A 22,506-nucleotide genomic window follows, 5' to 3' on the forward strand; every position below is an offset into this window, starting at 1 on the left:
ATCCTAGCTGCGCCCGGCAGTAAGGTGGGGAAATGCGAAGCATGCTGAGAAAAACACCGCGGGGACTGGAGAAGCTGGACCGCAGGCTGGTCCGCTCAGTCTCCCGGCTCCCGGGCGGCGGCCACGATGACTTCTTCCGCCACCTGTCCGCTGCCGCCAATAACGGCAAGCTCTGGATGGGCATTGCGGCCGTGATGGCGCTCTTCCCGGGGAAAACCCGCCGGGCCGCCCTGCACGGACTCCTGGCGCAGGGCGTCGCGTCCGCAGTGACCAACATGGTCTTCAAGACGCTGTTGCCCCGCGCCCGCCCGTTGCCGGAGCACCTGCCCGTCTTCCGCTTCGTCAACCCCCAGCCCACCAGTTCCTCCATGCCCTCGGGCCACTCGGCCTCGGCCGCGGCCTTCGCCCTGGGCGTGGGGCTGGTCCGTCCGGCCCTCGGCGCCGCACTGGCACCGGCCGCGGCCGCGGTGGCCTACTCCCGGGTCCACACCGGTGCGCACTGGCCCTCGGACGTTTTCTTCGGCTCAGCCATCGGCTCGGGCGCCGCCCTTGTGACGCGGAAGTGGTGGCCGGTCCGGCCGCCTTTCCCGGCGGTCCGGCGCAGTCCGGTGGACGCCCCGGCGCTGCCCGACGGCGAGGGGCTCGGCATCGCCGTGAATACCCTGGGCGGCTCCTACGCCGCCGAAACAGCCGGTGCCCTGCAGAAAATATTCCCCAAGGCGTATATAAAGGAAATCGGCCCGGAGGACGACGTCGCAGCGGAAATCACGGCCGTCGCCACCCGCCCGGGCGTCGTTGCCCTCGGCGTGTGGGGCGGAGACGGGACCGTGGGCACGGCCGCCGCGGCCGCCGTCGAACATTCCATCCCGCTGCTGGTGCTGCCCGGCGGCACGCTCAACCACTTTGCCCGGGACGCCGGCATCGGAACCCTCGAGGCGGCCGTCCAGGCTGCCACCCGGGGCGAGGCCGCCTGCGCCGACCTCGGCCATGTGGCTGTGGAGCGGGGCCTGCCGGAGAGCCCCGAGCGGCTGGACCTCACCATGCTGAACACCGCGAGCATCGGGCTCTACCCCAACCTGGTGCGCCGCAGGGAACACCTCCAGCCCGCACTGGGCAAGCCCCTGGCAGGTGTGGTGGCCATGTTCCGTACCTTCGCCGCAGGCACTCCCAGCACCCTGGTGGTCGACGGCCGGCGGCACAAATTGTGGATTCTGTACGTCGGCCGCGGCCGCTATTACCCGCGCGACCACGCCCCGCTGGTCCGTCCGGTGCTGGACGACGGCGTCCTGGACCTGCGCATGATCACCGCGGACGAATCCTTCGCCCGCCTGCGGCTGCTCTGGTCCGTGCTGACCGGCACCGTGGCCACCTCCCGGATCACCCACCTGAGCGAGGCAACCCGCATCCGCGTGGAACCGGGCGACACCACCATGGTGCTGGCCGTGGACGGTGAGGTGATGCCCGGCGTCCGCGCCGTCGAGTTCTCGGTGGAACCCGCAGGCCTGGTCTACTACACCCCGCAAACGGAATAGCCACGGGTCATCCCCGCGGACTACCCTGACCGGGCCCTGAATCATCCCTGAGAGCGGCGAATTCGGCCGCCCGCGTCGGTAGCGTGGTAGGTACACAACCACACGCGACGCAAAGGAACGCTTCCATGATCGAAGCACGAGGCCTGACCAAGGTGTACGGCGAAAAAACCGCCGTCGCCGGAGTCAATTTCACCGTCGAAGCCGGCAGGGTCACCGGATTCCTGGGCCCCAACGGCGCCGGAAAATCCACCACCATGCGCATGATCATGGGACTGGACCGGCCGACGTCGGGCTCCGTCACCGTCAAAGGCGTGCCGTTCGACCGCCACCAGGCGCCGCTGCGCGACGTCGGTGCCCTGCTGGACGCCAAAGCCGTCCATACCAGCCGCTCGGCCTACAACCACCTGCTGGCCATGGCCGCCACCCACAGCATCCCCAAGAAGCGTGTGCACGACGTCATCGAGATGACCGGGCTGGCCGAGGTGGCCAAGAAGAAGGTCGGCGGGTTCTCCCTCGGCATGGGCCAGCGGCTGGGCATCGCCGCGGCACTGCTCGGCGACCCGCAGACCGTCATCCTGGACGAACCCGTCAACGGCCTGGACCCGGAAGGAGTGGTCTGGGTGCGGAACCTGGTCAAGTACCTGGCCTCCGAGGGCCGGACCGTGTTCCTCTCCAGCCACCTGATGAGCGAAATGGCCGTCACCGCGGACCACCTGATCGTGATCGGCCGGGGCCGGATCATCGCCGATGCGCCCATCCAGGACATCATCACCGGCAAGGGGCAGGGCCGCACCCTTGTCCGCACCGACCAGCCGGACCAGCTGATGCAGCTTCTGGCCGGCGCGGGCGTCACCGTGGAAGTCCAGGACAACGAGCTCCTGGAGGTCTCAGGTCTCCAGCCGCGCGACATCGCCCGGACCGCGCTTGAGAACCGCGTCATGATCTACGAACTTACCCCGCTCCAGGCCAGTCTTGAGGAGGCCTACATGGAGCTGACCAAGGATGAGGTCGAATACCACTCGCTCGTCACCACGGGTGCCCACGCCCCCGACCAGTCCGGAGGCAACTAAGCCATGAGCTCCACCACCCTCGAACCCACCCCCTCCAGCCGCGGCGCCCACGCCGGCACGGCGGGCACCCCGGCCGGCAACAGCCTCAGCACGGGACCCGGGCCCAGTTTCCTGCGCGTCCTGAACTCCGAAGTCATCAAGTTCCGCACGCTCCTGTCCACGCTTATCCTGCTGGCGGCCACCGTCGCCGTGATCGTCGGTGTCGGCGCCCTCGCCGCGTGGGGAATCGGCCAGGCACTGCAGGCGTCCTCCAGCAATCCCCAGCGGTCCGCCGCGCTGGCGGCCCAGGGCGACATTGCCGCCTCCGCACCCAGCGCCGGAATCTCCTTCGCACAGCTGATCCTCGGCTCCCTGGCCGTGCTGATCATCAGCTCCGAGTTCACCACCGGCATGGCGCGGTCCACCTTCACCGCCGTCCCGAAGCGCATCCCGGCCTTCGTGGCAAAACTGGTTGTGGTGGTGGTGTCCGCCTTCCTGGTCACCGCCGTGTCCCTCTATCTCGCCGGCCTGGTGGCCGCGCCGATCCTGGACCAGTACGGCCACACCCTCGATATCTCCAGCGGGCACTATTACCGGACCCTCCTGATCAACAGCGCCTACGTGGCAGCGGTCGCCGCAATCGGGATGGCGCTCGGGGCGCTGATCCGCAACTCGGCCGGCGGCATTATGAGCCTCGTCGGAATCTTCTTCGTGCTCCCGATTGCGCTGGAAATCATCCAGGGCGACTTCGTCAAGGAACTGCGCAAATTCATGCCGGCCAACACGCTGGCGCCGCTGACCGCGTCCGAGCACGTTCCGGACACCCTGGAAGCCTGGCAGGCCGCCCTGGTCCTGGGTGCCTGGGCGGTCATCCCGCTGGTCCTCGCAGGGTTCCTGCTCAAGAAGCGCGACGTCTAGCAGGGCCCGCGGGTACCAGCGTCTAGGCTCGGAGCATGATCGACGCAGCACCCCCCAAGGACGCACCGGCCGGCCAGGCCGGTGCGTCCTTCGCCGAAATCACGGCCCGGCGGCGCGGCCGGGTCCGGCGCTACCTCCACCTGCACCCGCGGGTGATGGACGTCCTGGTGGTCCTTACCTACCTGCTCCTGGCGACCCCGACGGCGGTGCAGTCCCTGCGCGGCGGCCCGTGGCAGGTGCTGGTCCTGCTGGCCGCCACCGCCGTCGTGCTCCTGTTCCGCCGCGCCCGCCCGGTGCTGGTCCTGGCGGCGGCGGCCGTGCTGGAACTCGCGGTCTCCGCGCTGCACCCGTGGGGCTCCAACGTCTCGGCCGGCCTCTGGTTCGCCCTGTACTCGGTGGCCCTGGTCCGCTCCCGGCGCTTTACCTTTATTGCCCTGGCCCTCTCGACGGCGCCGCTGGCGGCACTCTACGTCTCGCTGGCCGTCGGCCCGCTGGACGGGCGGCTGCCGGACATGGCCGTCAGCACCCCGGCCAACTTCCAGCTGGTCACCAGCATCGCGGCCGGGGTGAGTATCATCCTCTCCAGCGTGATTGCCACCGGAATCGGCATCTCGGTCCGGCAGCGGCGGGAGCATGAGGAGGAGATCACCGCCTGGGCCGCCACCGCCGCGCAGCTTGGATCGGTGAACGAACGGAACCGGATTGCGCGCGAAATGCACGACGTCGTGGCGCACTCCCTCACCGTGATGGTGAGCCTGTCCGACGGCGCCGCCGTCGTCCTGGACAGGGACCCGCAGCGGGCCGGGGAGGTGCTCGGCGAACTCTCCCGGACCGGCCGGACGGCGCTGGCGGATATGCGCAGGGTCCTCGGCGTCCTGCGCGATGATGCCGCCCCGGGCGCGGCCCCCCGGGAGCCGCTGGTGGCCGGCGGGAACCTGGCCAAACTGCTGGCGGGATTCCGCACGGCCGGCCTGCCCGTGCAGTACTCGCACTCCGGCCCGGCGCTGCCGGAAGACGCCGCATTCCAGTTGACGGTGTACCGGATAGTCCAGGAGTCGCTGACGAACGTGCTGCGTTACGGCCGGTCCCTGGGCCGTGTGGATGTCAGGATTTCGCGGAACAATGCCACCGTGGCCATCGAGGTGCTCGACGACGGCAAGGGCGGCCTGGAACAGCCACCCGGACCGCTGGGTTCCGGCCAGGGCCTCGCCGGGATGCGCGAACGCGCCCGGTTCTATGCCGGCACGGTGGAGGCCGGACCGGCCGCGAAGGGGGGCTGGCGTGTGCGCGCCGTCCTGAACTGCAACCTAGACAAGGGAGCGTCATGACCGACGACGGACCGATCCGCATCCTGCTGGTGGACGACCAGCCCCTGCTCAGGATGGGCTTCCGGCTGATCCTCGAAGGGGAGGAGAATTTGTGCGTCGTGGGCGAAGCCTCCGAGGGAGCCGAGGCCGTGCGCCGCACCGAGGAGCTGCGGCCCGACGTGGTGCTGATGGACGTGCGGATGCCCGTACTAGACGGGATCGAGGCGACCCGGACCATCACCTCCTCCGGCTCGGCGGCGCGGATCATCATCCTGACCACGTTTGACCTCGACGAATACGCCTTCGCGGGACTGCAGGCCGGGGCGTCGGCCTTCCTGCTCAAGGATGTGGCCCCCGCGGAGCTGGTCAGCGCCGTCCGGATTGTGGCCAGCGGCGACGCCGTTGTGGCACCGCGGATTACGCGGCGGCTCCTGGAGACCTACGTCCGCAGCGGGCAGCAGGACGGCGGCCCGGACGGGCAGGCAGGCGGGCCAGCAGGCGGGCAGCCGCGGCCCGCGGCCCGGCCCGCGCGGGATCCCCTGCTGGAGGAACTGACGCCACGGGAGACGGAAATGCTCGAGGCCATCTCCGAGGGTCTATCCAATGCCGAGATCGCGCACCGGTATTTCCTGTCCGAAGCGACCGTCAAAACCCATGTGCGGCGCATCCTCAACAAGCTGCAGCTCCGGGACCGGGTCCAGGCCGTGGTCTACGCCTATGAGACCGGCCTGGTGGTGCCGAGCAACCCGGACTACTAGGCGCACGGACTGCTGGGCGATCGGCGCAACCGTGCCCCCAGGAGCCTGAAACAGTGGTTTCACGCACATTTCGGAATTGCCGCGGAGGCAACACCCATTGCCTCCCGGGCCCCATTGCTGGAGGTCCGTCCGAAAACCGCTGCCGTAATCTGTATATCTGCACAGAACAGCGGTTCGGGCTGGCGGTCTAGTGTGAAACGACACTGTGGTCCGCCGCACATCCTTGCCCGGCATCGCCGGAGCGGAGGCACGGGCCCACACCACCCACGAAGGACGGCGCTTCATGCAGGCTGACCAGCAACTCTCCAAATCCCTGAAACCCCGGCACTTGTCCATGATCGCCATCGCCGGCGTCATCGGCGCGGGCCTCTTTGTCGGCTCGGGCGCCGCCATCCAGCAGGCCGGTCCGGGCATCCTGGTGGCCTATCTGGCGGCGGGGCTTGTGGTCATCCTCGTGATGCGCATGCTCGGTGAAATGGCAGCCGCCAACCCCGAGACCGGATCCTTCTCCACCTACGCGGACAAGGCCCTGGGCCGCTGGGCGGGCTTCAGCATCGGCTGGCTCTACGCATGGTTCTGGATCATTGTGCTCGGCATCGAAGCCACCGCCGGCGCCGCGATCATGCACCGCTGGGTGCCCGGCATCGACCAGTGGGTCTGGGCCCTGGCCCTGATGATCCTCCTGACCCTGACCAACCTTGGCTCGGTGAAGTCGTACGGTGAGTTCGAGTTCTGGTTCGCCTCCATCAAGGTTGCCGCCATCGTGCTGTTCCTGCTCTTCGGCGTCGCGGCCATCCTCGGCCTCATCCCGGGCGTTCCCGCCCCGGGACTGGACAACCTGACCGGTAAGGGCGGGTTTATGCCCAACGGACCCGGCGCCGTTTTGGCCGGCATCCTCGTGGTGGTCTTCTCGTTCTTCGGCGCAGAGATCGCCACCATCGCCGCCGGCGAATCCGAGAACCCGGTCGACGCCGTCAAGAAGGCCGTGAAGTCCACCGTCTGGCGCATCCTGGTCTTCTACATCGGCTCCATCGCCATCGTGGTGACCCTGCTGCCGTGGAACTCCGCCTCCGTCGCCAAGAGCCCGTACGTGGCCGTAATCGAGCTGTTCGGCATCCCCGGCGCCGGCACCATCATGGACGTTGTGGTGCTGACCTCCGTGCTGTCCTGCCTGAACTCGGGTCTCTACACCGCCAGCCGGATGCTCTTCTCACTCTCGCGCCGCGGCGACGCTCCCCGGTCCTGGATGCGGATCTCCAAGCGCGGCGTCCCGGCCGGCTCGGTGCTGGCCTCCACCGTGGTCGGGTTCATCACCGTGGGCCTGAACTACATCGCCCCGGACACCGTGTTCCTGTTCCTGGTCAACACCTCCGGCGCGATCGCCCTGTTCGTCTGGCTAGTCATCTCCATCTCGCAGCTGATCCTGCGCCGCCGGATGGGCACCGCCGCCCGGGACCTCGAGCTGAAGATGTGGCTCTTCCCCTACCTGACCTGGGTGGCGATCATCAGCATCGTGGCCTTGCTGGTAGGCATGGTGGTGCTGGACACGACCCGGGAGTCGCTGCTGCTCTCCCTGGCCCTCGCCGCCTTGGTGGTAGGGCTCGGCGTGTGGCGCTACCGCGGGAACGCTGCCGCGAAAACCGGTGACGACGCCGGGGCCGGCGCCGAGACCGGCGAAGAAGCAACCGCAGGCGTCGGCCCGGCCTCCTAAGGCCGGGGGCATGGCTCCGAGGCTAGACTCGGAGCCATGCCTTCCACCGCCACAGCAGCAGAGCACATCCAGGACCTCGGCGCCTACGTCAGCGCGTCGCCGTCGAGCTTCCACGCCGTCCACGAGGCCGCCCGGCGGCTCAATGAGGCCGGGTTCACCCGCCTCGACGAACTCCAGCCCTGGACAAACGGCAGCAACGGGGACGGCGGCACCGCGGCCGCGGACCGGGCCGGCGCCTGCTATGTAATCCGCGACGGCGCCCTTATCGCCTGGGTGGCGCCCTCCGGTGCGGGACCCACCACGGGCTTCAATATCCTCGGCGCGCACACCGACTCGCCGTCGTTCAAACTCAAGCCCAAGCCCACCACCGGCAAGTTCGGCTGGCTGCAGGCCGGCGTCGAGGTCTATGGCGGACCCCTGCTGAACTCCTGGCTGGACCGCGAACTGCAGCTCGCCGGGCGGCTGGTGATGCTGGACGGCACACAGCACCTCACCGCCACGGGACCCCTGCTGCGCTTCCCGCAACTGGCCATCCATCTGGACCGCGGGGTCAACGACGGGCTGGTCCTGGACAAGCAACAGCACATGAACCCGGTCTTCGGCCTGGGCGACCCCGCCGAGGCCGATCTCCTGGGCCTGCTTGCCGGGCGCGTCCACGGAGCGGCGGTGGACCCCGCCCAGATCGGCGGCTACGACATCGTCATCGCGGACACCCAGGCCCCGGCCGTTTTCGGGGCGCGGGACGAATTCTTCGCCTCCGGACGCCTGGACAACCTCTCCGCCACGCACGCCGGACTGGCGGCCCTGATCGACCACGCCTCCGGCGCCGTGCCCGCCGACGGCCCGATCGCTGTCCTGGCCGCCTTCGACCACGAGGAAATCGGCTCCGCCTCCCGCTCCGGGGCCTGCGGCCCGGTACTGGAGGACATCCTGGTCCGGATTTCTGACGGGCTCGGCGCCACCGCGAGCCAGCGGCGGCAGGCATTCGCGGCGTCGTTCTGCGTTTCCGCGGACGCCGGCCACGCGGTGCACCCCAACTACGCCGAACGCCACGACCCGGCCAACCGTCCGGTCCTGAACGGCGGGCCGCTGCTGAAGATCAACGCCAACCAGCGCTACGCCACGGACGCCGCGGGCGCCGCGCTGTGGGCCAGGCTCTGCACCGACGCCGGGATCCCCTACCAGGAGTTCGTCTCCAACAACGTTATGCCGTGCGGTTCCACGATCGGTCCTCTCACCGCCACCCGGCTTGGCATCCGCACGGTCGACGTCGGCGTCCCTTTGCTGTCGATGCACTCCGCGCGGGAGTTGTGCGGCGTCGAGGACCCGCACCGGCTCGCGACGGTGGCCGCGCTCTTCTTCCGCACCGCCGCCTAGGAACCGCCTAGGAGCCGGCGAGACCGATCACGAGGTTGATGGTGGCAGCCAGGATGACGGTGCCAAACAGGTAGGACAACAGGCTGTGCTTGAGGGCTTCGGCCCGGATCGCGTGGTTCCGCAGGGCAGTATCCGAGACCTGGTAGGTCATGCCCAGGCTGGTGGCGAGGTAGGCGAAGTCGGTGTACTGGGGAGGTTCGTCCTGGTTGAAGTCGATGCCGCCCTCCTCCGCGCCGGCCCGCGCCGCGGTGCTGTAGTACAGCCCGGCATACCGCACTGTGAAGAGCGTCTGGACAAGCATCCAGGACAGGGCGACCGATGCCAGCGCCAGCAAACCGCCTGCGAGGCGGGATCCGCCGTCGTTGCTGTGCGCATCCAGCACGACGGCGGCCACGGCCGCGAGGCTGGCGACGTTGGCGGCCAGAATCAACAGGTCCGTGGCGCTCCGGGAGGGGTCCTCCGTGATCGCGTGGGCACGGGTTTCGGCGGCATCCAGCCGGCCGATCACGATCCAGACCCACAGCACGTAAATCAGCGCAGCGCTGCTCCAGCCGATGGCGGGGGCCTCCACCCAGTGTCCGCTGATCCCCGTGGCGACAGCGGCGAGCAGCCCGGCCAGGACCATCACGGCAAAGCGCAGCCGGCTGCGGTGGACGGGCGACGCCTTAGGGCGGGGTGCGGAGCTCATGCCCAGATCATGGCATACCAACCCGGGAGCTTATCCACATCCGCGCCGAACGGCTTCCGCCGCCAACGCGGCGGCGCCTAGGGTGGCGGTGGGAGAAATCGCTGAAACCGGCCCGGATGCACTAAGCTATTGAAGTCTGTGCTGCGCCCTGCCTCCGTTCCGGTGGCGATGTGCCGCGCGGATACCGCAAATGAACCTCCTGTTACGGAAATGCCGTAACCGCTTAGCCCAAAGGAGGTGGGTTCACATATGCGTCCTTACGAATTGATGGTAATCATCGACCCCGAGGTCGAAGAGCGTACCGTTGAGCCGTCGCTTCAGAAGTTCCTGAACGTCATCACCAACGATGGTGGAACCATCGAAAAGGTTGACATCTGGGGCCGTCGTCGACTGGCTTACGAAATCCAGAAGAAGTCCGAAGGTATCTACGCCGTGGTGAACTTCACCGCTGAGCCGGCTACCGCCAAGGAACTTGACCGCCAGCTGAGTCTCAACGAGACCATCATGCGCACCAAGATCACCCGCCCCGAAGAGCAGAAGGTTGTTGCTGAGTAATTCAGCTTCACTCTTTCAATCTTTAACCCCGTAGGAACGAACAAGGAGGACGTAGATGGCAGGCGAAACCACTATTACGGTTATCGGTAATCTCACCAATGACCCCGAGCTGAGGTTCACACCGTCAGGTTCGGCAGTAGCGAACTTCACCATCGCTTCTACGCCCCGCACGTTCGACCGCCAGTCCAATGAGTGGAAGGACGGGGAAACCCTGTTCCTCCGCGCATCGGTGTGGCGCGAAGCCGCCGAGAACGTCGCCGAGTCCCTGACCAAGGGCATGCGCGTGATTGTTTCCGGCCGGCTGAAGAGCCGTTCCTACGAAACCAAGGAAGGCGAGAAGCGCACCGTTATCGAGCTGGAAGTCGACGAGATCGGCCCCAGCCTGCGCTACGCCAACGCCAAGGTCAACCGCACCCAGCGCTCCGGCGGTCAGGGTGGCCAGGGTGGCTTCGGCGGCGGCAACAGCGGCGGTTTCGGTGGCAACTCTGGTGGAAACCAGGGCGGCAACTCCGGCGGAAACTGGGGCGGCAACCAGCCCGCACAGCAGGACGATCCGTGGGCAACGCCCGGGGTCAGCAATGCAGGCGGCGGCTGGGGCAACGGCCCGGATTCCGAACCTCCTTTCTAAAACACATCTAAAGGTCCGACGCCGGAACCCGCGAAGCAGCCCTCGGCTGGCGCGCGGCGACCGTGGCGGATCACCACCATCCCGTGGATCAATATCCACGGGCTCCATCGAATAGGAGCTCCACGATGGCTAAGGCTGAACTCCGTAAGCCCAAACCAAAGTCCAACCCCTTGAAGGCCGCTGACATCACTGTCATCGACTACAAGGACGTAGCATTGCTGCGCAAGTTCATCTCCGACCGCGGAAAGATCCGCGCCCGTCGCGTTACCGGCGTCACGGTGCAGGAACAGCGCAAGATCGCACAGGCAATCAAGAACGCCCGCGAAGTTGCTCTGCTGCCTTACTCCGGCGCTGGCCGCGGCTAAGGAAGGGAACAACTAACATGGCAAAGCTCATTCTGACCCACGAAGTAACCGGTCTCGGTGCTGCTGGCGACGTTGTCGAGGTCAAGGACGGTTACGCACGTAACTACCTGCTCCCCCGCAACTTCGCCCTGACCTGGTCCAAGGGTGGCGAGAAGCAGGTTGAGTCCATCAAGGCTGCCCGCGCTGCCCGCGAGCACGCTTCCTTGGAAGATGCTCAGAAGCAGGCCGCTGCACTGCAGGCCAAGCCGGTCAAGCTGGTCGTCAAGGCTGGCGAGACCGGACGTCTGTTCGGCACCGTCAAGCAGGCCGACGTGGCGGACGCTGTTGAGGCCGCCGGTCTCGGCCGCATCGACAAGCGCAAGGTTGAACTGCCGGCTCACATCAAGTCGACCGGTTCTTACCAGGCCAACGTCCGTCTCCACGACGACGTTTCCGCTGTGATCGAACTCGACGTAGTGGCAGGCAAGTAGTCCCCAGGACTCGCTGAACTGCACGGGAGGCCCCCGCCTCCGGATTCCTCAGGGAACCGGACGCGGGGGCCTTCCGCATGTGGCGGTCGTTAGGCGCGGCCGCCGGGTCAGAGCTGGTGCAGCACAGTGGTGACGTGCCGGTAGCCGCGCCTGATCAGGTCTTCGAGGACCGCCACGTCGACGTCGTCGAGTTTGTTGACGTACAGGCACCCGGCGCCGGTCCGGTGTTTCCCGAGGCGGCCGAGCAGTTCGAGGGATTCGGGCCCGTACGTGAGTCCGTAGAGGGAGAGGCTGGACTTCCGGGGCGAGAAGCCGACTGCCGGGGCCTCACCCTCCCGTCCGGTTGCGTAGCGGTAGTGGTAACGGCCGAAGCCCACAATGCTGGGCCCCCACATTTGTGCCTCCTGCCGGTGATGCGGGACATCAGGGACTGCAGTCGCAGTCCGTCCGCCCGCCGGACCGGGTGTTCGACGGCGGCCAGGAAACCGGCCACCGACTCCCCTGTTGCTTGGGTCTTGTTTTCCGCCATACAGGCAGTCTCGCAGATGGCCGCGGGACTGTTCGTGGGTCCGGGGCGGCCCCACGGCAGAACGGGAATAAAGGCGGCGGGCCACAGCTTCTACAGGTAGATGCATATGCATGTAGATAAGTTCCCCAGGAACCAGGCACAGGAGTACACCGTGGAAAGCCGCCGCATAACCGTTCTCTCCGCCGGACTCGGCGTCCCGTCGTCGAGCCGCCTTCTCGCGGACCAGCTGGCCGCCGCCGCGGAACAGCGGCTCGCCGCGGCGGGCTATGCCGTGACGGTCGACGTGGTCGAGCTTCGTGATCTGGCGGTCGAGATCGCCAACAACTTTGTCACCGGTTACGCGGCACCACGCCTCGCCGACGTCATCGCGGGCGTCGAGGCCTCCGACGGCATCATCGCTGTCAGTCCGGTGTTCAGCGCCTCCTACAGTGGCCTGTTCAAGTCGTTCATTGACGTACTGGATCCCAAGTCCCTCGAGGGCAAGGCCGTCCTGCTGGGCATCACGGGCGGCACGGACCGGCACCAGATGGTGCTTGACTACGCCATGCGGCCGCTCTTTAGCTACCTCCGCACCAGGATTGCGGCCACCGGGGTGTTCGCTGGCCCGCAGGACTGGGGCGCCGCGGGCGACGGCGGGTCCCCGCTCTCTGTCCGGATCGACCGGGCCGCCGGGGAGTTCACCGGTCTCCTCGAAGGCACCCAGCCGCACACCCGGCAGGCGCCGGTCGAATCCCTGCCCTTTGAGCAGCTGCTCGCCGGGATCTCGGGCGGCCGGTAGCCGGCAGCGAACTATTCGGGCCCGGGGTTCGTTGTCCGGGACATGAAATGTCCTGTGGATTCCGTAGACCTGGTGATGAGCGAACGAGGCGGCGTGGAGATTGACTACTGCCCGCAGTGCCGCGGCGTGTGGCTGGACCGGGGGGAACTAGACAAGATCATCGACCGTTCGGAGTCCTTCGGCGCGCCCGGGGGAGCCGCAGCGGCTTCCGCGCCCGCCCCGGTCGCCCCGCCGGCGCCGGCGGCCCAGGTGCCGCCGCCGCTTTACCACCTTGAGCCGCGGAGCGGGGAGCGCCGGCCGGACGAGCGGCGCTACGACGACCGGAACCGCGACGATCGCCGCGATCGCCCGCGGTACGACCAGCCCCGATACGATGACCGCCGCCGGCCCAAGAAGAAGGAAGGCTGGCTGGGGGAGCTGTTCGACTTCTAGCTGCGCCGCTGCCGGAACGGACTGTTCAGTCCTCCAGCAGGGCGATGAACTCCTGGGCCTGCTTCAGCGAGATGTCCGAGTGCCGGGTCAGGGCCGCAGCGGCTGCCTCGGTTTCGCCGCTCCGGGCCAGCGTGCGGATGCGCCCGTAGATTTCGTCGTTGAGCATGTTGCTGCTGACTTCGCGCGTCACGTCGCCTTTGCTGGCAATCGCCCGGTAGCGGTAGGGAAACCGCTGCGGGGAGTCGTCATCGTCATCGTGAGCCGGCTGCTCGGGCGCCTCCGGGGGGCGGAACGGCTGCGGGTGCGCGGCCAGGGCGCCCACCGCGTCCCGTGAGGCGCGGAGACCCTCGCCGGTGGACTCCAGGTAGAGCTTGATGGCGGCCATGGCCTGTCCCTGGGCTATCAGGGCATATACGCGGCGGTGCTGCTCCTGATCCAGCCGGGACGCGGCGGCACGCGCTAGCTCCACCGAGTTGCGCCCGGGCTGCGGTTCCGCATCCGGGCGGGAGCTCGGCTGGCGGCGGGACAGGGCCCGGGCCGCCAGGACGACGGCGACGCCCACAACGGCGAGGATCAGGATGGGGATGAGCAGGGCTTCCATGGACTACAGCCGATCTACGTAATTCTTGGCGGTCAGGAGATCCGCGCGGGTGGCCTGGCGCAGCAGTTTGATGGCCTGGAGTTTGTGCCCCGAACGCGCCAGGGCCTGGAGTCGGAGGGTGAACTGGGGGCTTAGTTGTCCGCCGGGCAGCACCGCGCCGGGATAGCCGGCGCCCTGACGACCGGCACCCTGATAGCCCGCAGCGGCGCGGGCGTGCTCGGCCTGCTGCGACTGCTGCTGTTCATTCTGGCTGGGCTGGGTCGCCGCGTCCACCCGGGCCCGGGCCGCAGTGGCCGCCTTGACCTGGGCCTCATAGTGGGCCCGGGAGCGCATGGCGAGTTCCAGCTGGTACCGCTCGGCGTCAGAGATGCCGAAATTGCGCGGCTTGAGGGCTGCCGAGACGGCCCAGAGAACGCCCGCCAGGATCAGGGCAGGCAGTATGACTATCAAGACATCGCCCATGGCCACAGCTTATGCCAGTTGCGAGTTATCCACAGCATATTCTCGGCGTCGTATACACGCGGCGGCAGCCATCGCCGCAAAATCTCCTGCGGCGTGACAACCATCACAAAATTCGCATGTTCGGCCCGGTATATGGTGCGCCGGGGATGCCGCTATCCCCAGTCCGGGCATGCTGGCTGTGGATGAAAATTTCCCATAACTATTTGTCCTCCACAGGGAAAAGGCAGCGTTTTCGCATGTCAGAGCCGTATTCGGGGTAAAACAATTTTGCTATCCACAGTTGTACCCACAGGCTGTGCACAAGCACGGGGCGGTAGTCCACAAGTTATCCACAAGTGGGTCTCCGGGCCGGGTTGGTGGGGGTGGCAACGAGCGATACCGTAGCGGGAGACCAGGTTGGCAGCGCGGATTTCGGCCGTGGAAACTGCCCCCCGCACAGGGCCACCACTCCACGCCCAGGCGTAGCAGGTCCGGGCCGCAGGCCGGGTCCGGACGTCAGGGTGCACGGCAAAGAGTCGGTGGCCACTGATAGACAGTAAACGGCGGAGGCCGGGGCGCGGCCGTACCGCGGCCCTCCTCCGGTGGCCGCACTTCGCGCCACAGGCTTCACCACGCAGGGCTTACCCGCCGCGGAACAATTTTCCGCCGGCACAATGAAGGACGGCAGTTTTGTCAGTAACACATCTGGACTCGGTTGAGGGCACTCGGGGAGCCGAGGGAAGCCGCAAGCCCCCGCAGGACATACCGGCGGAGCAGTCTGTGCTCGGCGGCATGATGCTGTCCAAGGATGCCATCGCTGACGTTGTCGAGATTCTCCGCGGCCAGGACTTCTACCGGCCGGCCCATGAAACCATCTACGAAGCCATCATCGACCTCTACGGCCGCGGCGAGCCCGCCGACGCCGTCACCGTCTCGGACGAACTGACTAAACGTGGAGAGGTCAACCGCATCGGCGGTCCGGCCTACCTGCATGAGCTGATCCAGACGGTCCCCACCGCCGCCAACGCCGGCTATTACGCCGAGATCGTGGCCGAGCGTGCCGTCCTGCGCCGGCTTGTCAACGCGGGCACCAAAATCGTGCAGCTCGGCTACGGGCAGGACGGCGAGGTGGAGGACCTGGTCAACCAGGCCCAGGCCGAGGTCTACGCCGTGGCCGAGCGACGCACTGCCGAGGACTACGTGGTCCTGAAGGACGTGATGGAGTCCACGGTGGATGAGATCGAGGCGTCCGGGCACCGCGGCGAGGGCATGGTGGGCGTTCCCACCGGTTTCTACGAGCTGGATGAGCTGACCCACGGCCTGCACCCGGGTCAGATGATCGTCATTGCCGCCCGTCCGGCCGTCGGTAAGTCCACCTTCGCGCTGGACTTTGCCCGCTCGGCCGCGATCAAGAACAACCTCGCCACCGTGATGTTCTCGCTCGAAATGGGCCGGAACGAGATCGCGATGCGACTGCTGTCCGCCGAGGCCACCATTGGGCTGCAGGATCTGCGCAAGGGCACCATCAAGGACGAGCAGTGGTCCAAGATCGCGACCACCATGGGCCGGATGAACGACGCCCCGCTGTTCATCGATGACAGCCCCAACATGTCGCTGATGGAAATCCGGGCCAAATGCCGCAGGCTCAAGCAGCAGCACGATCTCAAGCTGGTCATCCTCGACTACTTGCAGCTCATGAGCTCGGGCAAGAAGGTGGAGTCCCGCCAGCAGGAAGTCTCGGAATTCTCCCGCGCCCTGAAGCTCCTGGCCAAGGAACTCCAGGTTCCCGTGATCGCCCTTTCACAGCTGAACCGTGGTTCCGAGCAGCGCCAGGACAAGCGCCCCATGGTCTCTGACCTGCGTGAGTCCGGTTCCATCGAGCAGGACGCGGACATGGTCATCCTGCTGCACCGCGAGGACGTGTACGACAAGGAGTCYCCGCGCGCCGGCGARGCCGACATCCTCATCGCCAAGCACCGTAACGGTCCCACCAAAGACATCGTGGTGGCCTTCCAGGGCCACTACTCGCGCTTTGCCAACATGGCCGGGGACGCCGGCGGCGGCGGAGGCTTCTAACCGGCCCGATCCGGCCGGACCCCATCCGGCAGGGCTCCGGGGCCTACAGCAGGTGGTTCGGGAGTCGGTTCCCGGGTGCCCGGCCCCGGATCTCCAGCAGCTCCCGGGCGTGCGCATGGAGCCTCTTGTCCTCATCTGAGACTGGAACCCACTGCGGGATCGGAACGGACGTGCCGCTGTCATCGCGGGCCACCATCACGGTCAGACAATACGTCGTCAGGTTCAGCTCGTGCCCCTTGGGGTCACCTGAGCGGACGTGGACAGCAATGTGCATGCCTTTCGTCCCCGTGTAAACCAGCCGGGCCTCGACTTCCACTAGGTGGCCGATCAGCAGCGGCCGGTAGAACCGCACGCCCCCGGAGAACACCGCCACGGTGTCCTTGCCGGAGTAGCGGGAGGCGCAGACGTAGGCTGCCTCATCGATCCACTTCATGACGATTCCGCCGTGGACCTTGCCGCCCCAGTTCACATCGGTGGGCGCGGCCATAAACCGAAGCGTGACGCGCTCGGCCGTCCCGGCGTCGGTGTATTCCTGCCCGCTCATGGCCTGGACGATGTCGTCCCTGACCTTGATCCGGGCCAGCGCATGATCGCGCTGCTCGACTTCCTCCGGCGTGGTCGGCTCAAACTGCGGTACAGGGATGGGCTTGCCGTCCTCCCCGACGGCCACGAAGATGACCATGCACTGGCTGCGCATGGTGGCCGGGCCGCCTTTCGGGTCGCTCGAGGAGACCACGGCCCGGATATGCATCGAGGAGCGGCCGGTGTACACGATGGTGGCCGTGACCTCGACCATGTCGCCGCTGTTGACCGGATCAGCGAAATGGATGTTGCCCACGTAGGCGGTCACGCAGTAGGTCTTCGCCCACCCGACGGCGGCGGCATAGGCGGCCTTGTCCACCCACTCCAGGACCGTTCCGGCGTCCACGGAGCCGCTGTGACCGACGTCGGTGGGGGCGGCCAGGAACCGCAAGGTAACGGCGTTGGGGGAAGTCTCGCTCATGGAAGCGAGTGTACTGACGCAGGAGCCGGCCGGCGCAGGCCGCCGACACATTCGCGCCGCCGGACGCCATATGGCGGCGGCAGCCCTTGCCCGCGAACGACGGCGGGCGGCCACCCAAGGTGACCGCCCGTCGTCGCGCCCTGCGCAGTGTGCGTGCTTAGGCCAGGACGCTCAGCTTGGAGCCGGGCCGGCCGAAGACGGCCCGGTCCACGGAGACCTTGCCCGCGCCCACGAGCGCCACGGCGAGGGCTGCGGCGGCAAGGAGGAGCACCAGTTCGAATCCGCCCGTGGCGACGAATATGCCAGCCGGGGCATGGACCAGGAACAGGGCGCCGAGCATGTCAACGGCAAGCAGGACGCCAAAAACGCGGGTCAGGACACCCAGGATCAGGGCGATGCCGCCGACGAGTTCCAGGACCGCAATGACCGGGGCGGCGACATCGGCAGCCGGGACTCCCATCTGGGCGAACGCTGCCTGCGTTCCCGGGATGGTGAATTCGTTGAACTTTTGCCAGCCATGGGCTGCAAAGAGGAAGCCGGTGGCCATGCGAAGGACCGTGCGGGCCGTGGTCGTGAGCGAGGACTGGTTCATGGGGATACCGATCTGTCGTTTGGAAACGGCGGGGAATGCCGGGTAATTACTTGAATATTCAACTTCTAGTGTTCCGGCGGATAGTTGAAAAGTCAAGTAAAGTGTCGTCCCGCGACTCCCGGGCTGCGGCTAGGGTGGTTCCGTGCCAGACTCCGCCACGTCGTCCGCGATCGCCCCGTCCAGCTCCCGCCGGCGCCGGGAAACCCTCCGGCTCGCCGTCCCGGCCTTCGGTGCGCTGATCGCCGAGCCGTTGTTCCTGCTGGCGGATTCCGCGATCGTCGGCCATTTGGGGGTGGCGCAGCTCGCCGGCGTCGGCCTGGCGTCGGCCGTGCTGCACACCGCGGTGGGCCTGATGGTGTTCCTCGCGTATTCCACGACCCCCGCCGTGGCGCGGGCGATCGGCAACGGCCAGCTGCCCAAGGCCCTGGCCGCCGGCCGGGATGGTGTTTGGCTGGCGCTGCTGCTGGGCCTGGTCCTGGCGGCCGCCGGCTTCAGCGCCGCCGAGCCGCTTATGGACCTGATGGGTGCCAGCGGGGAGGTCCGCGCGTTTGCCGTGGACTACCTGCGCTGGTCCATGCCCGGGCTGGTCGCCATGCTCCTGATCTTTGCCGGCACCGGGGTGCTCCGCGGGCTGCAGGACACCCGGACGCCGCTGGCCGTCGCCGCCGCCGGATTCACCGTCAATATCCTGTTGAACCTCTTCCTGGTCTACGGATTACGGCTGTCGGTGGCCGGCTCTGCCCTGGGCACCAGCATCGCCCAGTGGGCCATGGCCCTGGTGTACGTCGTGATGGTCCAGCGCAACGCCCGCAGCCACGGGGTATCCCTGCGCCCCGCGTGGGCCGGGATCCGCGCCCTGGCCACAGTGGGCTCCTGGCTGATGCTGCGCACGCTGAGCCTGCGGGTGGCGATTCTTGCCACGGTGGTTGTCGCCACGGCGCAGGGGCCGGTGAACCTGGCGGCCCACCAGCTGGCCATGACCGTCTTCACCTTCCTGGCCTTCGCCCTCGACGCGCTGGCCATCGCCGCCCAGGCGCTCATTGGTAAGGAACTCGGTGCCGGCCGCAGGGAGGCGGTACGCGACCTTACCGGCACCATGACCCGCTGGGGACTGGGCTTTGGAGTGCTCACGGGGATCCTCCTGGCCGTCGGGGCGCCGTGGGCCGGGGCACTCTTCACCTCCGATCCGGGCGTCCAGGCGGCGTTGACTGTGGCCCTGTGGGTGGTCGCCGCCGGACAGCCGATCGCCGGCTACGTTTTTGTCCTCGACGGGGTGCTGATTGGCGCCGGCGACGCCCGGTACCTGGCCCTCGCCGGCGTCGTGAACCTGGCCGTGTACCTCCCGCTTCTGCTCGCGGTCCGGCTTTCCGGGCTCGACGGCGGGGCCGCGCTGCTATGGCTCTGGGCCGCCTTCTCGCTCGGCTACATGCTGGCGCGTGCCCTCACGCTGGGGCTCCGGGCGCGGACCGACCGGTGGATGCTGCTGGGAGCACGCTGACGCCCGCCCGGCGCGCACCGGATCATGCAGCCACTAAACTGGGCAGGTGACTCTCCCCGCTGACCCCCAGGCCACAATTGCCCTGCCCGCCGCCCCGGATCTGTGGAAGCCCGTTGTGATCCGGGCCGCGATCGCCCTGGCCTTCGGCGCCGTAACAGTGTTCTGGGCGGCACCCCCCGTGGCCGGCATGGGCTGGGCCGGTGGGGTCTACCTGTTGGCTACCGGGCTGGTCCTGATCTGGAGCGTCAAAAAGACCGGCCTGCCGCACGGGCATGGGACGGCCAAGGTCCTCGCGGCCGCCGGCGCGGTACTGACCGGAACCGGCGTCGCCGTCGGACTGCTCTCCAGCAACCTGGTGTTCGGTGTCATAGGAGCCCTCGGCCTGGGTCTTGCCGGCGCCGCAGAACTCTACCTCGGACTGGCCGTGCGACGCCGCTCCGTGCTTGCCCGGGACTGGACAGCCTCCGGCGTGATCGGGCTCGGCACCGCGGTGGCCCTGCCCTTCTTCATCGACCTGGGGCCGCATGCGCTGCTGGGCGTGGCCGGAGGCGGTGCGATCATCAGCGGCGTGCTGTGGACGCTAGCCGGACTGACCCTGCGGCACAATGCGCGGGACGTTTCCGCCGAGGCCGTAAACTAGTAGCGACAGGTTCTACCCTGCGTAGAACAACCGCGGTATCACGACTGCCACGCCTGCCGGGCGCTGGCGGCAGGAGGAAAGCACCTTGGCAGAGCAGAAATCTGGAGAAGGCCGCGGCCTGCGGACCTCGGTCAAGGGACCGCTGATGTTCTCCGCGTTCTGGGCAGTGCTGGCCTTCATTGCCGTCCTGATCTTCGCCTCCGGCGGCAGCGCCAGGGAACCACGCTTCGACCTTGCCTTCACCGGCGCCGGCATCGCCTTCATTGTCACGCTCGTTATCGCGGCCATGCTCTCGATGAGCTACAAGGACAACGCCGAACACCTGGGCAAAGGCTCCGGGGTCAACCTGAGCTCCAGGCGGCCGGCGTCGCACGACGGCTCAGCCCCGCAGGCCCGCCCCGCCGACGACGCCCGCGGCGACGCCGGCCAGGCGGACTAAGCAGCTCAGCAGGGCAGCTAGGACGCCGCCTTCCGCGCCCGATAAGCCGCCACATGCGCCCGGTTCGCGCAATTGCCGGTATCGCAGTAACGCTTCGAGCGGTTCCGGCTCAGGTCCAGCACCACCGCGTCGCAGTCGTCCGCCGCGCAGACCAGCATGCGGTCCATCTCCTTGCTGCGGATCACATCCACCAGGGCCATGGCGGCCTCGGTACTCATCCGATCCGAAAGCGGCGCCTCGGGCGTGGTTGCGTGCAGGTGCCAGTCCCAGCCGTCGTGCTTCATCAGCTGGGGCAGGGCCCGGGCGCCACGCAACAGCCGGTTCACGGTCTCGACGGCGGTGCCCTCGTCCGCCAGCCAGAGTTCGGCAAGCTCGGCGCGCAGCCGGTGCACGCTGGCCAGCTCCGCGCCGTCGTGCGTCCGCGAACCGGTAAAGCCCTCGGCCGCCAGGAAGCGGTCCAGGTCGGCCACCGTAGACAACTGTTCTTCCCCGTTGGCAGCAGTATTGATCAGCCCGACCACCGATCGCAGCGCAACTTCCGTGTCAGGGGCAAAAAGCATCTTGACTCCTTACGTCGTCCGGACGTACTGTCATGACCATAACCCAATTTTACTCCTGACAGGAGGCAGCCCGTGTCTGCCGCACGCCGTCCCGCCCGGCCCCAGGCCGCTCCACGCCCCACACTCCGGGACGCCGCCTCCCCGCACCCCGCGGAATCCGCCGGGCGTGGGGCTCCCGGGTTCCTGGCCTCGGGCCTGGGCGTGGCCCTCTTTTCGTCGGCCGTCTTCGGCATCTCGGGGTCCTTTGCCAAGGCCCTGCTCGAGACCGGCTGGACACCGGGCGCCGCGGTCACGGCGCGGCTCACCGGTGCAGCACTGGTCCTGGCCGTCCCGGCCGCCGTTGCCCTCCGCGGCCGCTGGCACCAGCTCATCGACAACTGGCTGACGGTCCTGCTGTTCGGGCTGATCGGGGTGGCCGCGTGCCAGCTGTTCTACTTCAACGCCGTCGCCCGGCTCTCGGTGGGCGTCGCGCTCCTGCTGGAGTACCTGGCCCCCGTGATCATCGTGCTGTGGCTCTGGGCGGCCAGCCGCCGCAGGCCGCGGCCGCTCACCATCGCCGGAACCCTGCTTTCACTCGGAGGCCTGGTCCTGGTCCTGGACCTCACCGGTGCCGTCAAGATCGATCTGGTCGGGGTGCTCTGGGGAATCGCCGCCGCCGTCTGCCTGGCCATCTATTTCTTCATCACCGCCAAGGAAAACGACACCCTGCCGCCGATTGTGCTGGCCTCGGGAGGGCTGATGGTGGGAGCGCTCGTGATGTGGCTGGCGGCTGCCACCGGACTGCTGCCCATGGCAGCCAGCACGGCCGACACCCGGCTGGGACCTTGGGTAACTCCGTGGTGGGTGGCCTTGGCCGGCCTGGTCATTCTCGCTACCGTGCTCGCCTACGTCTCCGGTGTTGTGGCGGCGCGGGCGCTGGGCTCGAAAGTGGCATCCTTTGTCTCGCTGACCGAGGTCCTGTTCGCCGTGATCTGGGCGTGGCTGCTGCTGGGGGAGCTGCCCGGTCCGGTCCAGCTCCTGGGCGGTGTGCTGATCGTCGGCGGCGTGGTGCTGGTCCGCTTGGATGAGCTGCGCGCCCCGGCCCCGGTTCCTGCCGCACTCGATCACGCCAACGACGTCGAGCCGGTTCCCTAGGGCCGCCCGGCTGCCCGCGCGCCCCGGAGCGCTGGGAAAACGAAAAGCCCGGACGCGGTGCGTCCGGGCCTTTCGTTGAAGCGTGCTTAGCGGAGGGAAGCGCTTTCCTGGTCGCTAGCGTTGCGGGTGGCCATCTGGCTGGCCTGCTGCAGGGCCTGCGACACCCGGTTCAGGTTGGCCGTGTGCTCACCGGACCAGTCGTTACGGAACTTGTCGGCGTCCGGACCCTTCCAGTCGGTGGCCGCCAGGGCCTTGGTCAGCAGCGACCGCTGGTTATCGATCTCCTGCGCGCCGGCCTGCAACTTGGTTCCCAGTGCCTTGAGCTGAGTAACATCTGCGCCCCACATAGCCATGTGACAATCTCCTTAGTTCACCGGACCCGATCACTGTCGGCATCCCCAACGGCCTCCGGCTGATCCGGAAGA

Annotated in this window: 25 protein-coding genes and 1 pseudogene; 18 read left to right on the forward strand and 8 right to left on the reverse strand. The window is 67.7% G+C overall.

Features of this window, described 5'->3' with window-relative positions; translation table 11 throughout:
- Positions 1–32: 32 nt before the first annotated feature.
- From AC1DBE_RS12510 to AC1DBE_RS12540, 7 genes are all read left to right on the forward strand, one after another.
- On the forward strand, positions 33–1,532 hold the full coding sequence (locus AC1DBE_RS12510; RefSeq protein ID WP_476878945.1) for a bifunctional phosphatase PAP2/diacylglycerol kinase family protein: 1,500 nt from the start codon (positions 33–35) through the stop codon (positions 1,530–1,532).
- A 125-nt stretch (positions 1,533–1,657) separates the two neighbouring features.
- Positions 1,658–2,602, forward strand: a complete 945-nt coding sequence (locus tag AC1DBE_RS12515) for an ABC transporter ATP-binding protein (protein ID WP_476970729.1) — start codon at positions 1,658–1,660, stop codon at positions 2,600–2,602.
- 3 nt (positions 2,603–2,605) lie between these two features.
- Entirely contained in the window at positions 2,606–3,499 is an 894-nt protein-coding gene (locus AC1DBE_RS12520) for an ABC-2 transporter permease (protein ID WP_476878943.1), read from the forward strand.
- Positions 3,500–3,534: 35 nt separating this feature from the next.
- Positions 3,535–4,827 (forward strand): sensor histidine kinase, encoded by a 1,293-nt coding sequence (locus AC1DBE_RS12525; protein ID WP_476970730.1) that lies wholly within the window; start codon positions 3,535–3,537, stop codon positions 4,825–4,827.
- Complete coding sequence (locus tag AC1DBE_RS12530) at positions 4,824–5,564, forward strand: response regulator (protein WP_476878942.1); 741 nt, start codon at positions 4,824–4,826, stop codon at positions 5,562–5,564. Before AC1DBE_RS12525 ends, AC1DBE_RS12530 begins: the two co-directional genes overlap by 4 nt.
- A 283-nt stretch (positions 5,565–5,847) precedes the next feature.
- On the forward strand, positions 5,848–7,275 hold the full coding sequence (locus AC1DBE_RS12535) for an amino acid permease (protein WP_476878941.1): 1,428 nt from the start codon (positions 5,848–5,850) through the stop codon (positions 7,273–7,275).
- 36 nt (positions 7,276–7,311) lie between these two features.
- The gene (locus tag AC1DBE_RS12540) at positions 7,312–8,652 is read left to right on the forward strand and encodes a M18 family aminopeptidase (protein ID WP_476970731.1); all 1,341 of its coding nucleotides are present in this window, start codon (positions 7,312–7,314) and stop codon (positions 8,650–8,652) included.
- A 7-nt stretch (positions 8,653–8,659) separates the two neighbouring features.
- On the opposite strand, the gene AC1DBE_RS12545 is transcribed toward AC1DBE_RS12540, so the two are convergent.
- A complete protein-coding gene (locus tag AC1DBE_RS12545; protein WP_476970732.1) occupies positions 8,660–9,340 on the reverse strand; it encodes a DUF1345 domain-containing protein in 681 nt (226 codons plus the stop codon).
- Between the two features lie 249 nt (positions 9,341–9,589).
- Here AC1DBE_RS12545 and rpsF point away from each other — a divergent pair, with 249 nt between their 5' ends.
- From rpsF to rplI, 4 genes are all read left to right on the forward strand, one after another.
- A complete protein-coding gene (gene rpsF / locus AC1DBE_RS12550) occupies positions 9,590–9,895 on the forward strand; it encodes a 30S ribosomal protein S6 (RefSeq protein WP_056736825.1) in 306 nt (101 codons plus the stop codon).
- Positions 9,896–9,950: 55 nt separating this feature from the next.
- Positions 9,951–10,523: a single-stranded DNA-binding protein gene (locus AC1DBE_RS12555; RefSeq protein WP_476861451.1), complete on the forward strand. Its 573-nt coding sequence runs from the start codon at positions 9,951–9,953 to the stop codon at positions 10,521–10,523.
- 125 nt (positions 10,524–10,648) lie between these two features.
- Complete coding sequence (rpsR, locus tag AC1DBE_RS12560) at positions 10,649–10,888, forward strand: 30S ribosomal protein S18 (protein ID WP_003800144.1); 240 nt, start codon at positions 10,649–10,651, stop codon at positions 10,886–10,888.
- Between the two features lie 17 nt (positions 10,889–10,905).
- The gene (gene rplI / locus AC1DBE_RS12565) at positions 10,906–11,358 is read left to right on the forward strand and encodes a 50S ribosomal protein L9 (RefSeq protein WP_175323062.1); all 453 of its coding nucleotides are present in this window, start codon (positions 10,906–10,908) and stop codon (positions 11,356–11,358) included.
- A 107-nt stretch (positions 11,359–11,465) separates the two neighbouring features.
- Here the strand turns inward: rplI and AC1DBE_RS12570 are convergent.
- Positions 11,466–11,887 (reverse strand): annotated as a pseudogene (locus tag AC1DBE_RS12570) (DUF1801 domain-containing protein).
- A gap of 151 nt (positions 11,888–12,038) precedes the next feature.
- Here AC1DBE_RS12570 and AC1DBE_RS12575 point away from each other — a divergent pair.
- Positions 12,039–12,665, forward strand: coding sequence for a CE1759 family FMN reductase (locus AC1DBE_RS12575; protein WP_476970733.1), 627 nt, complete (start codon positions 12,039–12,041; stop codon positions 12,663–12,665).
- A 42-nt stretch (positions 12,666–12,707) separates the two neighbouring features.
- The gene (locus AC1DBE_RS12580) at positions 12,708–13,097 is read left to right on the forward strand and encodes a TFIIB-type zinc ribbon-containing protein (RefSeq protein ID WP_476970734.1); all 390 of its coding nucleotides are present in this window, start codon (positions 12,708–12,710) and stop codon (positions 13,095–13,097) included.
- 25 nt (positions 13,098–13,122) lie between these two features.
- Here AC1DBE_RS12580 and AC1DBE_RS12585 read toward each other — a convergent pair whose 3' ends face one another.
- Both AC1DBE_RS12585 and AC1DBE_RS12590 read right to left on the reverse strand, forming a co-directional pair.
- Positions 13,123–13,698, reverse strand: a complete 576-nt coding sequence (locus AC1DBE_RS12585) for a hypothetical protein (protein ID WP_476970735.1) — start codon at positions 13,696–13,698, stop codon at positions 13,123–13,125.
- Between the two features lie 3 nt (positions 13,699–13,701).
- Positions 13,702–14,160, reverse strand: coding sequence for a hypothetical protein (locus AC1DBE_RS12590; RefSeq protein WP_476970736.1), 459 nt, complete (start codon positions 14,158–14,160; stop codon positions 13,702–13,704).
- Positions 14,161–14,829: 669 nt separating this feature from the next.
- Here AC1DBE_RS12590 and dnaB point away from each other — a divergent pair.
- Positions 14,830–16,215 carry a replicative DNA helicase gene (dnaB, locus tag AC1DBE_RS12595; protein ID WP_476903708.1) on the forward strand — a complete coding sequence of 462 codons (1,386 nt, stop codon included), beginning with the start codon at positions 14,830–14,832 and terminating at the stop codon, positions 16,213–16,215.
- 43 nt (positions 16,216–16,258) lie between these two features.
- Here dnaB and AC1DBE_RS12600 read toward each other — a convergent pair whose 3' ends face one another.
- Entirely contained in the window at positions 16,259–17,218 is a 960-nt protein-coding gene (locus AC1DBE_RS12600; RefSeq protein ID WP_476903707.1) for an acyl-CoA thioesterase, read from the reverse strand.
- Between the two features lie 157 nt (positions 17,219–17,375).
- Entirely contained in the window at positions 17,376–17,810 is a 435-nt protein-coding gene (locus AC1DBE_RS12605; protein ID WP_476970737.1) for a DoxX family protein, read from the reverse strand.
- Positions 17,811–17,952: 142 nt separating this feature from the next.
- On the opposite strand from AC1DBE_RS12605, the gene AC1DBE_RS12610 reads away from it, so the two are divergent.
- From AC1DBE_RS12610 to AC1DBE_RS12620, 3 genes are all read left to right on the forward strand, one after another.
- On the forward strand, positions 17,953–19,308 hold the full coding sequence (locus AC1DBE_RS12610; RefSeq protein ID WP_476970738.1) for an MATE family efflux transporter: 1,356 nt from the start codon (positions 17,953–17,955) through the stop codon (positions 19,306–19,308).
- 46 nt (positions 19,309–19,354) lie between these two features.
- Positions 19,355–19,948, forward strand: coding sequence for a hypothetical protein (locus AC1DBE_RS12615; protein ID WP_476903705.1), 594 nt, complete (start codon positions 19,355–19,357; stop codon positions 19,946–19,948).
- A gap of 85 nt (positions 19,949–20,033) precedes the next feature.
- Positions 20,034–20,387 carry a hypothetical protein gene (locus AC1DBE_RS12620; protein ID WP_476880535.1) on the forward strand — a complete coding sequence of 118 codons (354 nt, stop codon included), beginning with the start codon at positions 20,034–20,036 and terminating at the stop codon, positions 20,385–20,387.
- A gap of 17 nt (positions 20,388–20,404) precedes the next feature.
- Here AC1DBE_RS12620 and AC1DBE_RS12625 read toward each other — a convergent pair whose 3' ends face one another.
- Positions 20,405–20,947, reverse strand: coding sequence for a CGNR zinc finger domain-containing protein (locus tag AC1DBE_RS12625; RefSeq protein ID WP_476880536.1), 543 nt, complete (start codon positions 20,945–20,947; stop codon positions 20,405–20,407).
- A 183-nt stretch (positions 20,948–21,130) separates the two neighbouring features.
- Here AC1DBE_RS12625 and AC1DBE_RS12630 point away from each other — a divergent pair, with 183 nt between their 5' ends.
- Positions 21,131–22,081 carry an EamA family transporter gene (locus AC1DBE_RS12630; protein ID WP_476880538.1) on the forward strand — a complete coding sequence of 317 codons (951 nt, stop codon included), beginning with the start codon at positions 21,131–21,133 and terminating at the stop codon, positions 22,079–22,081.
- 86 nt (positions 22,082–22,167) lie between these two features.
- Here AC1DBE_RS12630 and AC1DBE_RS12635 read toward each other — a convergent pair whose 3' ends face one another.
- The gene (locus AC1DBE_RS12635) at positions 22,168–22,434 is read right to left on the reverse strand and encodes a hypothetical protein (protein WP_476880537.1); all 267 of its coding nucleotides are present in this window, start codon (positions 22,432–22,434) and stop codon (positions 22,168–22,170) included.
- Positions 22,435–22,506: the final 72 nt, after the last annotated feature.

Source organism: Arthrobacter sp. 10T416, from assembly GCF_056394165.1.

Bases quoted from the DNA above. Each gene is read 5' to 3' on its own strand.
- AC1DBE_RS12520 (WP_476878943.1), top strand. From the start codon at position 2,606: ATGAGCTCCACCACCCTCGAACCCACCCCCTCCAGCCGCGGCGCCCAC.
- AC1DBE_RS12590 (WP_476970736.1), bottom strand. From the start codon at position 14,160: ATGGGCGATGTCTTGATAGTCATACTGCCTGCCCTGATCCTGGCGGGC.
- rpsF (WP_056736825.1), top strand. From the start codon at position 9,590: ATGCGTCCTTACGAATTGATGGTAATCATCGACCCCGAGGTCGAAGAG.
- AC1DBE_RS12605 (WP_476970737.1), bottom strand. From the start codon at position 17,810: ATGAACCAGTCCTCGCTCACGACCACGGCCCGCACGGTCCTTCGCATG.
- AC1DBE_RS12600 (WP_476903707.1), bottom strand. From the start codon at position 17,218: ATGAGCGAGACTTCCCCCAACGCCGTTACCTTGCGGTTCCTGGCCGCC.
- AC1DBE_RS12535 (WP_476878941.1), top strand. From the start codon at position 5,848: ATGCAGGCTGACCAGCAACTCTCCAAATCCCTGAAACCCCGGCACTTG.
- AC1DBE_RS12545 (WP_476970732.1), bottom strand. From the start codon at position 9,340: ATGAGCTCCGCACCCCGCCCTAAGGCGTCGCCCGTCCACCGCAGCCGG.
- AC1DBE_RS12580 (WP_476970734.1), top strand. From the start codon at position 12,708: ATGAAATGTCCTGTGGATTCCGTAGACCTGGTGATGAGCGAACGAGGC.
- AC1DBE_RS12540 (WP_476970731.1), top strand. From the start codon at position 7,312: ATGCCTTCCACCGCCACAGCAGCAGAGCACATCCAGGACCTCGGCGCC.
- rplI (WP_175323062.1), top strand. From the start codon at position 10,906: ATGGCAAAGCTCATTCTGACCCACGAAGTAACCGGTCTCGGTGCTGCT.
- AC1DBE_RS12510 (WP_476878945.1), top strand. From the start codon at position 33: ATGCGAAGCATGCTGAGAAAAACACCGCGGGGACTGGAGAAGCTGGAC.
- AC1DBE_RS12525 (WP_476970730.1), top strand. From the start codon at position 3,535: ATGATCGACGCAGCACCCCCCAAGGACGCACCGGCCGGCCAGGCCGGT.
- AC1DBE_RS12585 (WP_476970735.1), bottom strand. From the start codon at position 13,698: ATGGAAGCCCTGCTCATCCCCATCCTGATCCTCGCCGTTGTGGGCGTC.
- AC1DBE_RS12635 (WP_476880537.1), bottom strand. From the start codon at position 22,434: ATGGCTATGTGGGGCGCAGATGTTACTCAGCTCAAGGCACTGGGAACC.
- rpsR (WP_003800144.1), top strand. From the start codon at position 10,649: ATGGCTAAGGCTGAACTCCGTAAGCCCAAACCAAAGTCCAACCCCTTG.
- AC1DBE_RS12625 (WP_476880536.1), bottom strand. From the start codon at position 20,947: ATGCTTTTTGCCCCTGACACGGAAGTTGCGCTGCGATCGGTGGTCGGG.
- AC1DBE_RS12515 (WP_476970729.1), top strand. From the start codon at position 1,658: ATGATCGAAGCACGAGGCCTGACCAAGGTGTACGGCGAAAAAACCGCC.
- AC1DBE_RS12555 (WP_476861451.1), top strand. From the start codon at position 9,951: ATGGCAGGCGAAACCACTATTACGGTTATCGGTAATCTCACCAATGAC.
- AC1DBE_RS12530 (WP_476878942.1), top strand. From the start codon at position 4,824: ATGACCGACGACGGACCGATCCGCATCCTGCTGGTGGACGACCAGCCC.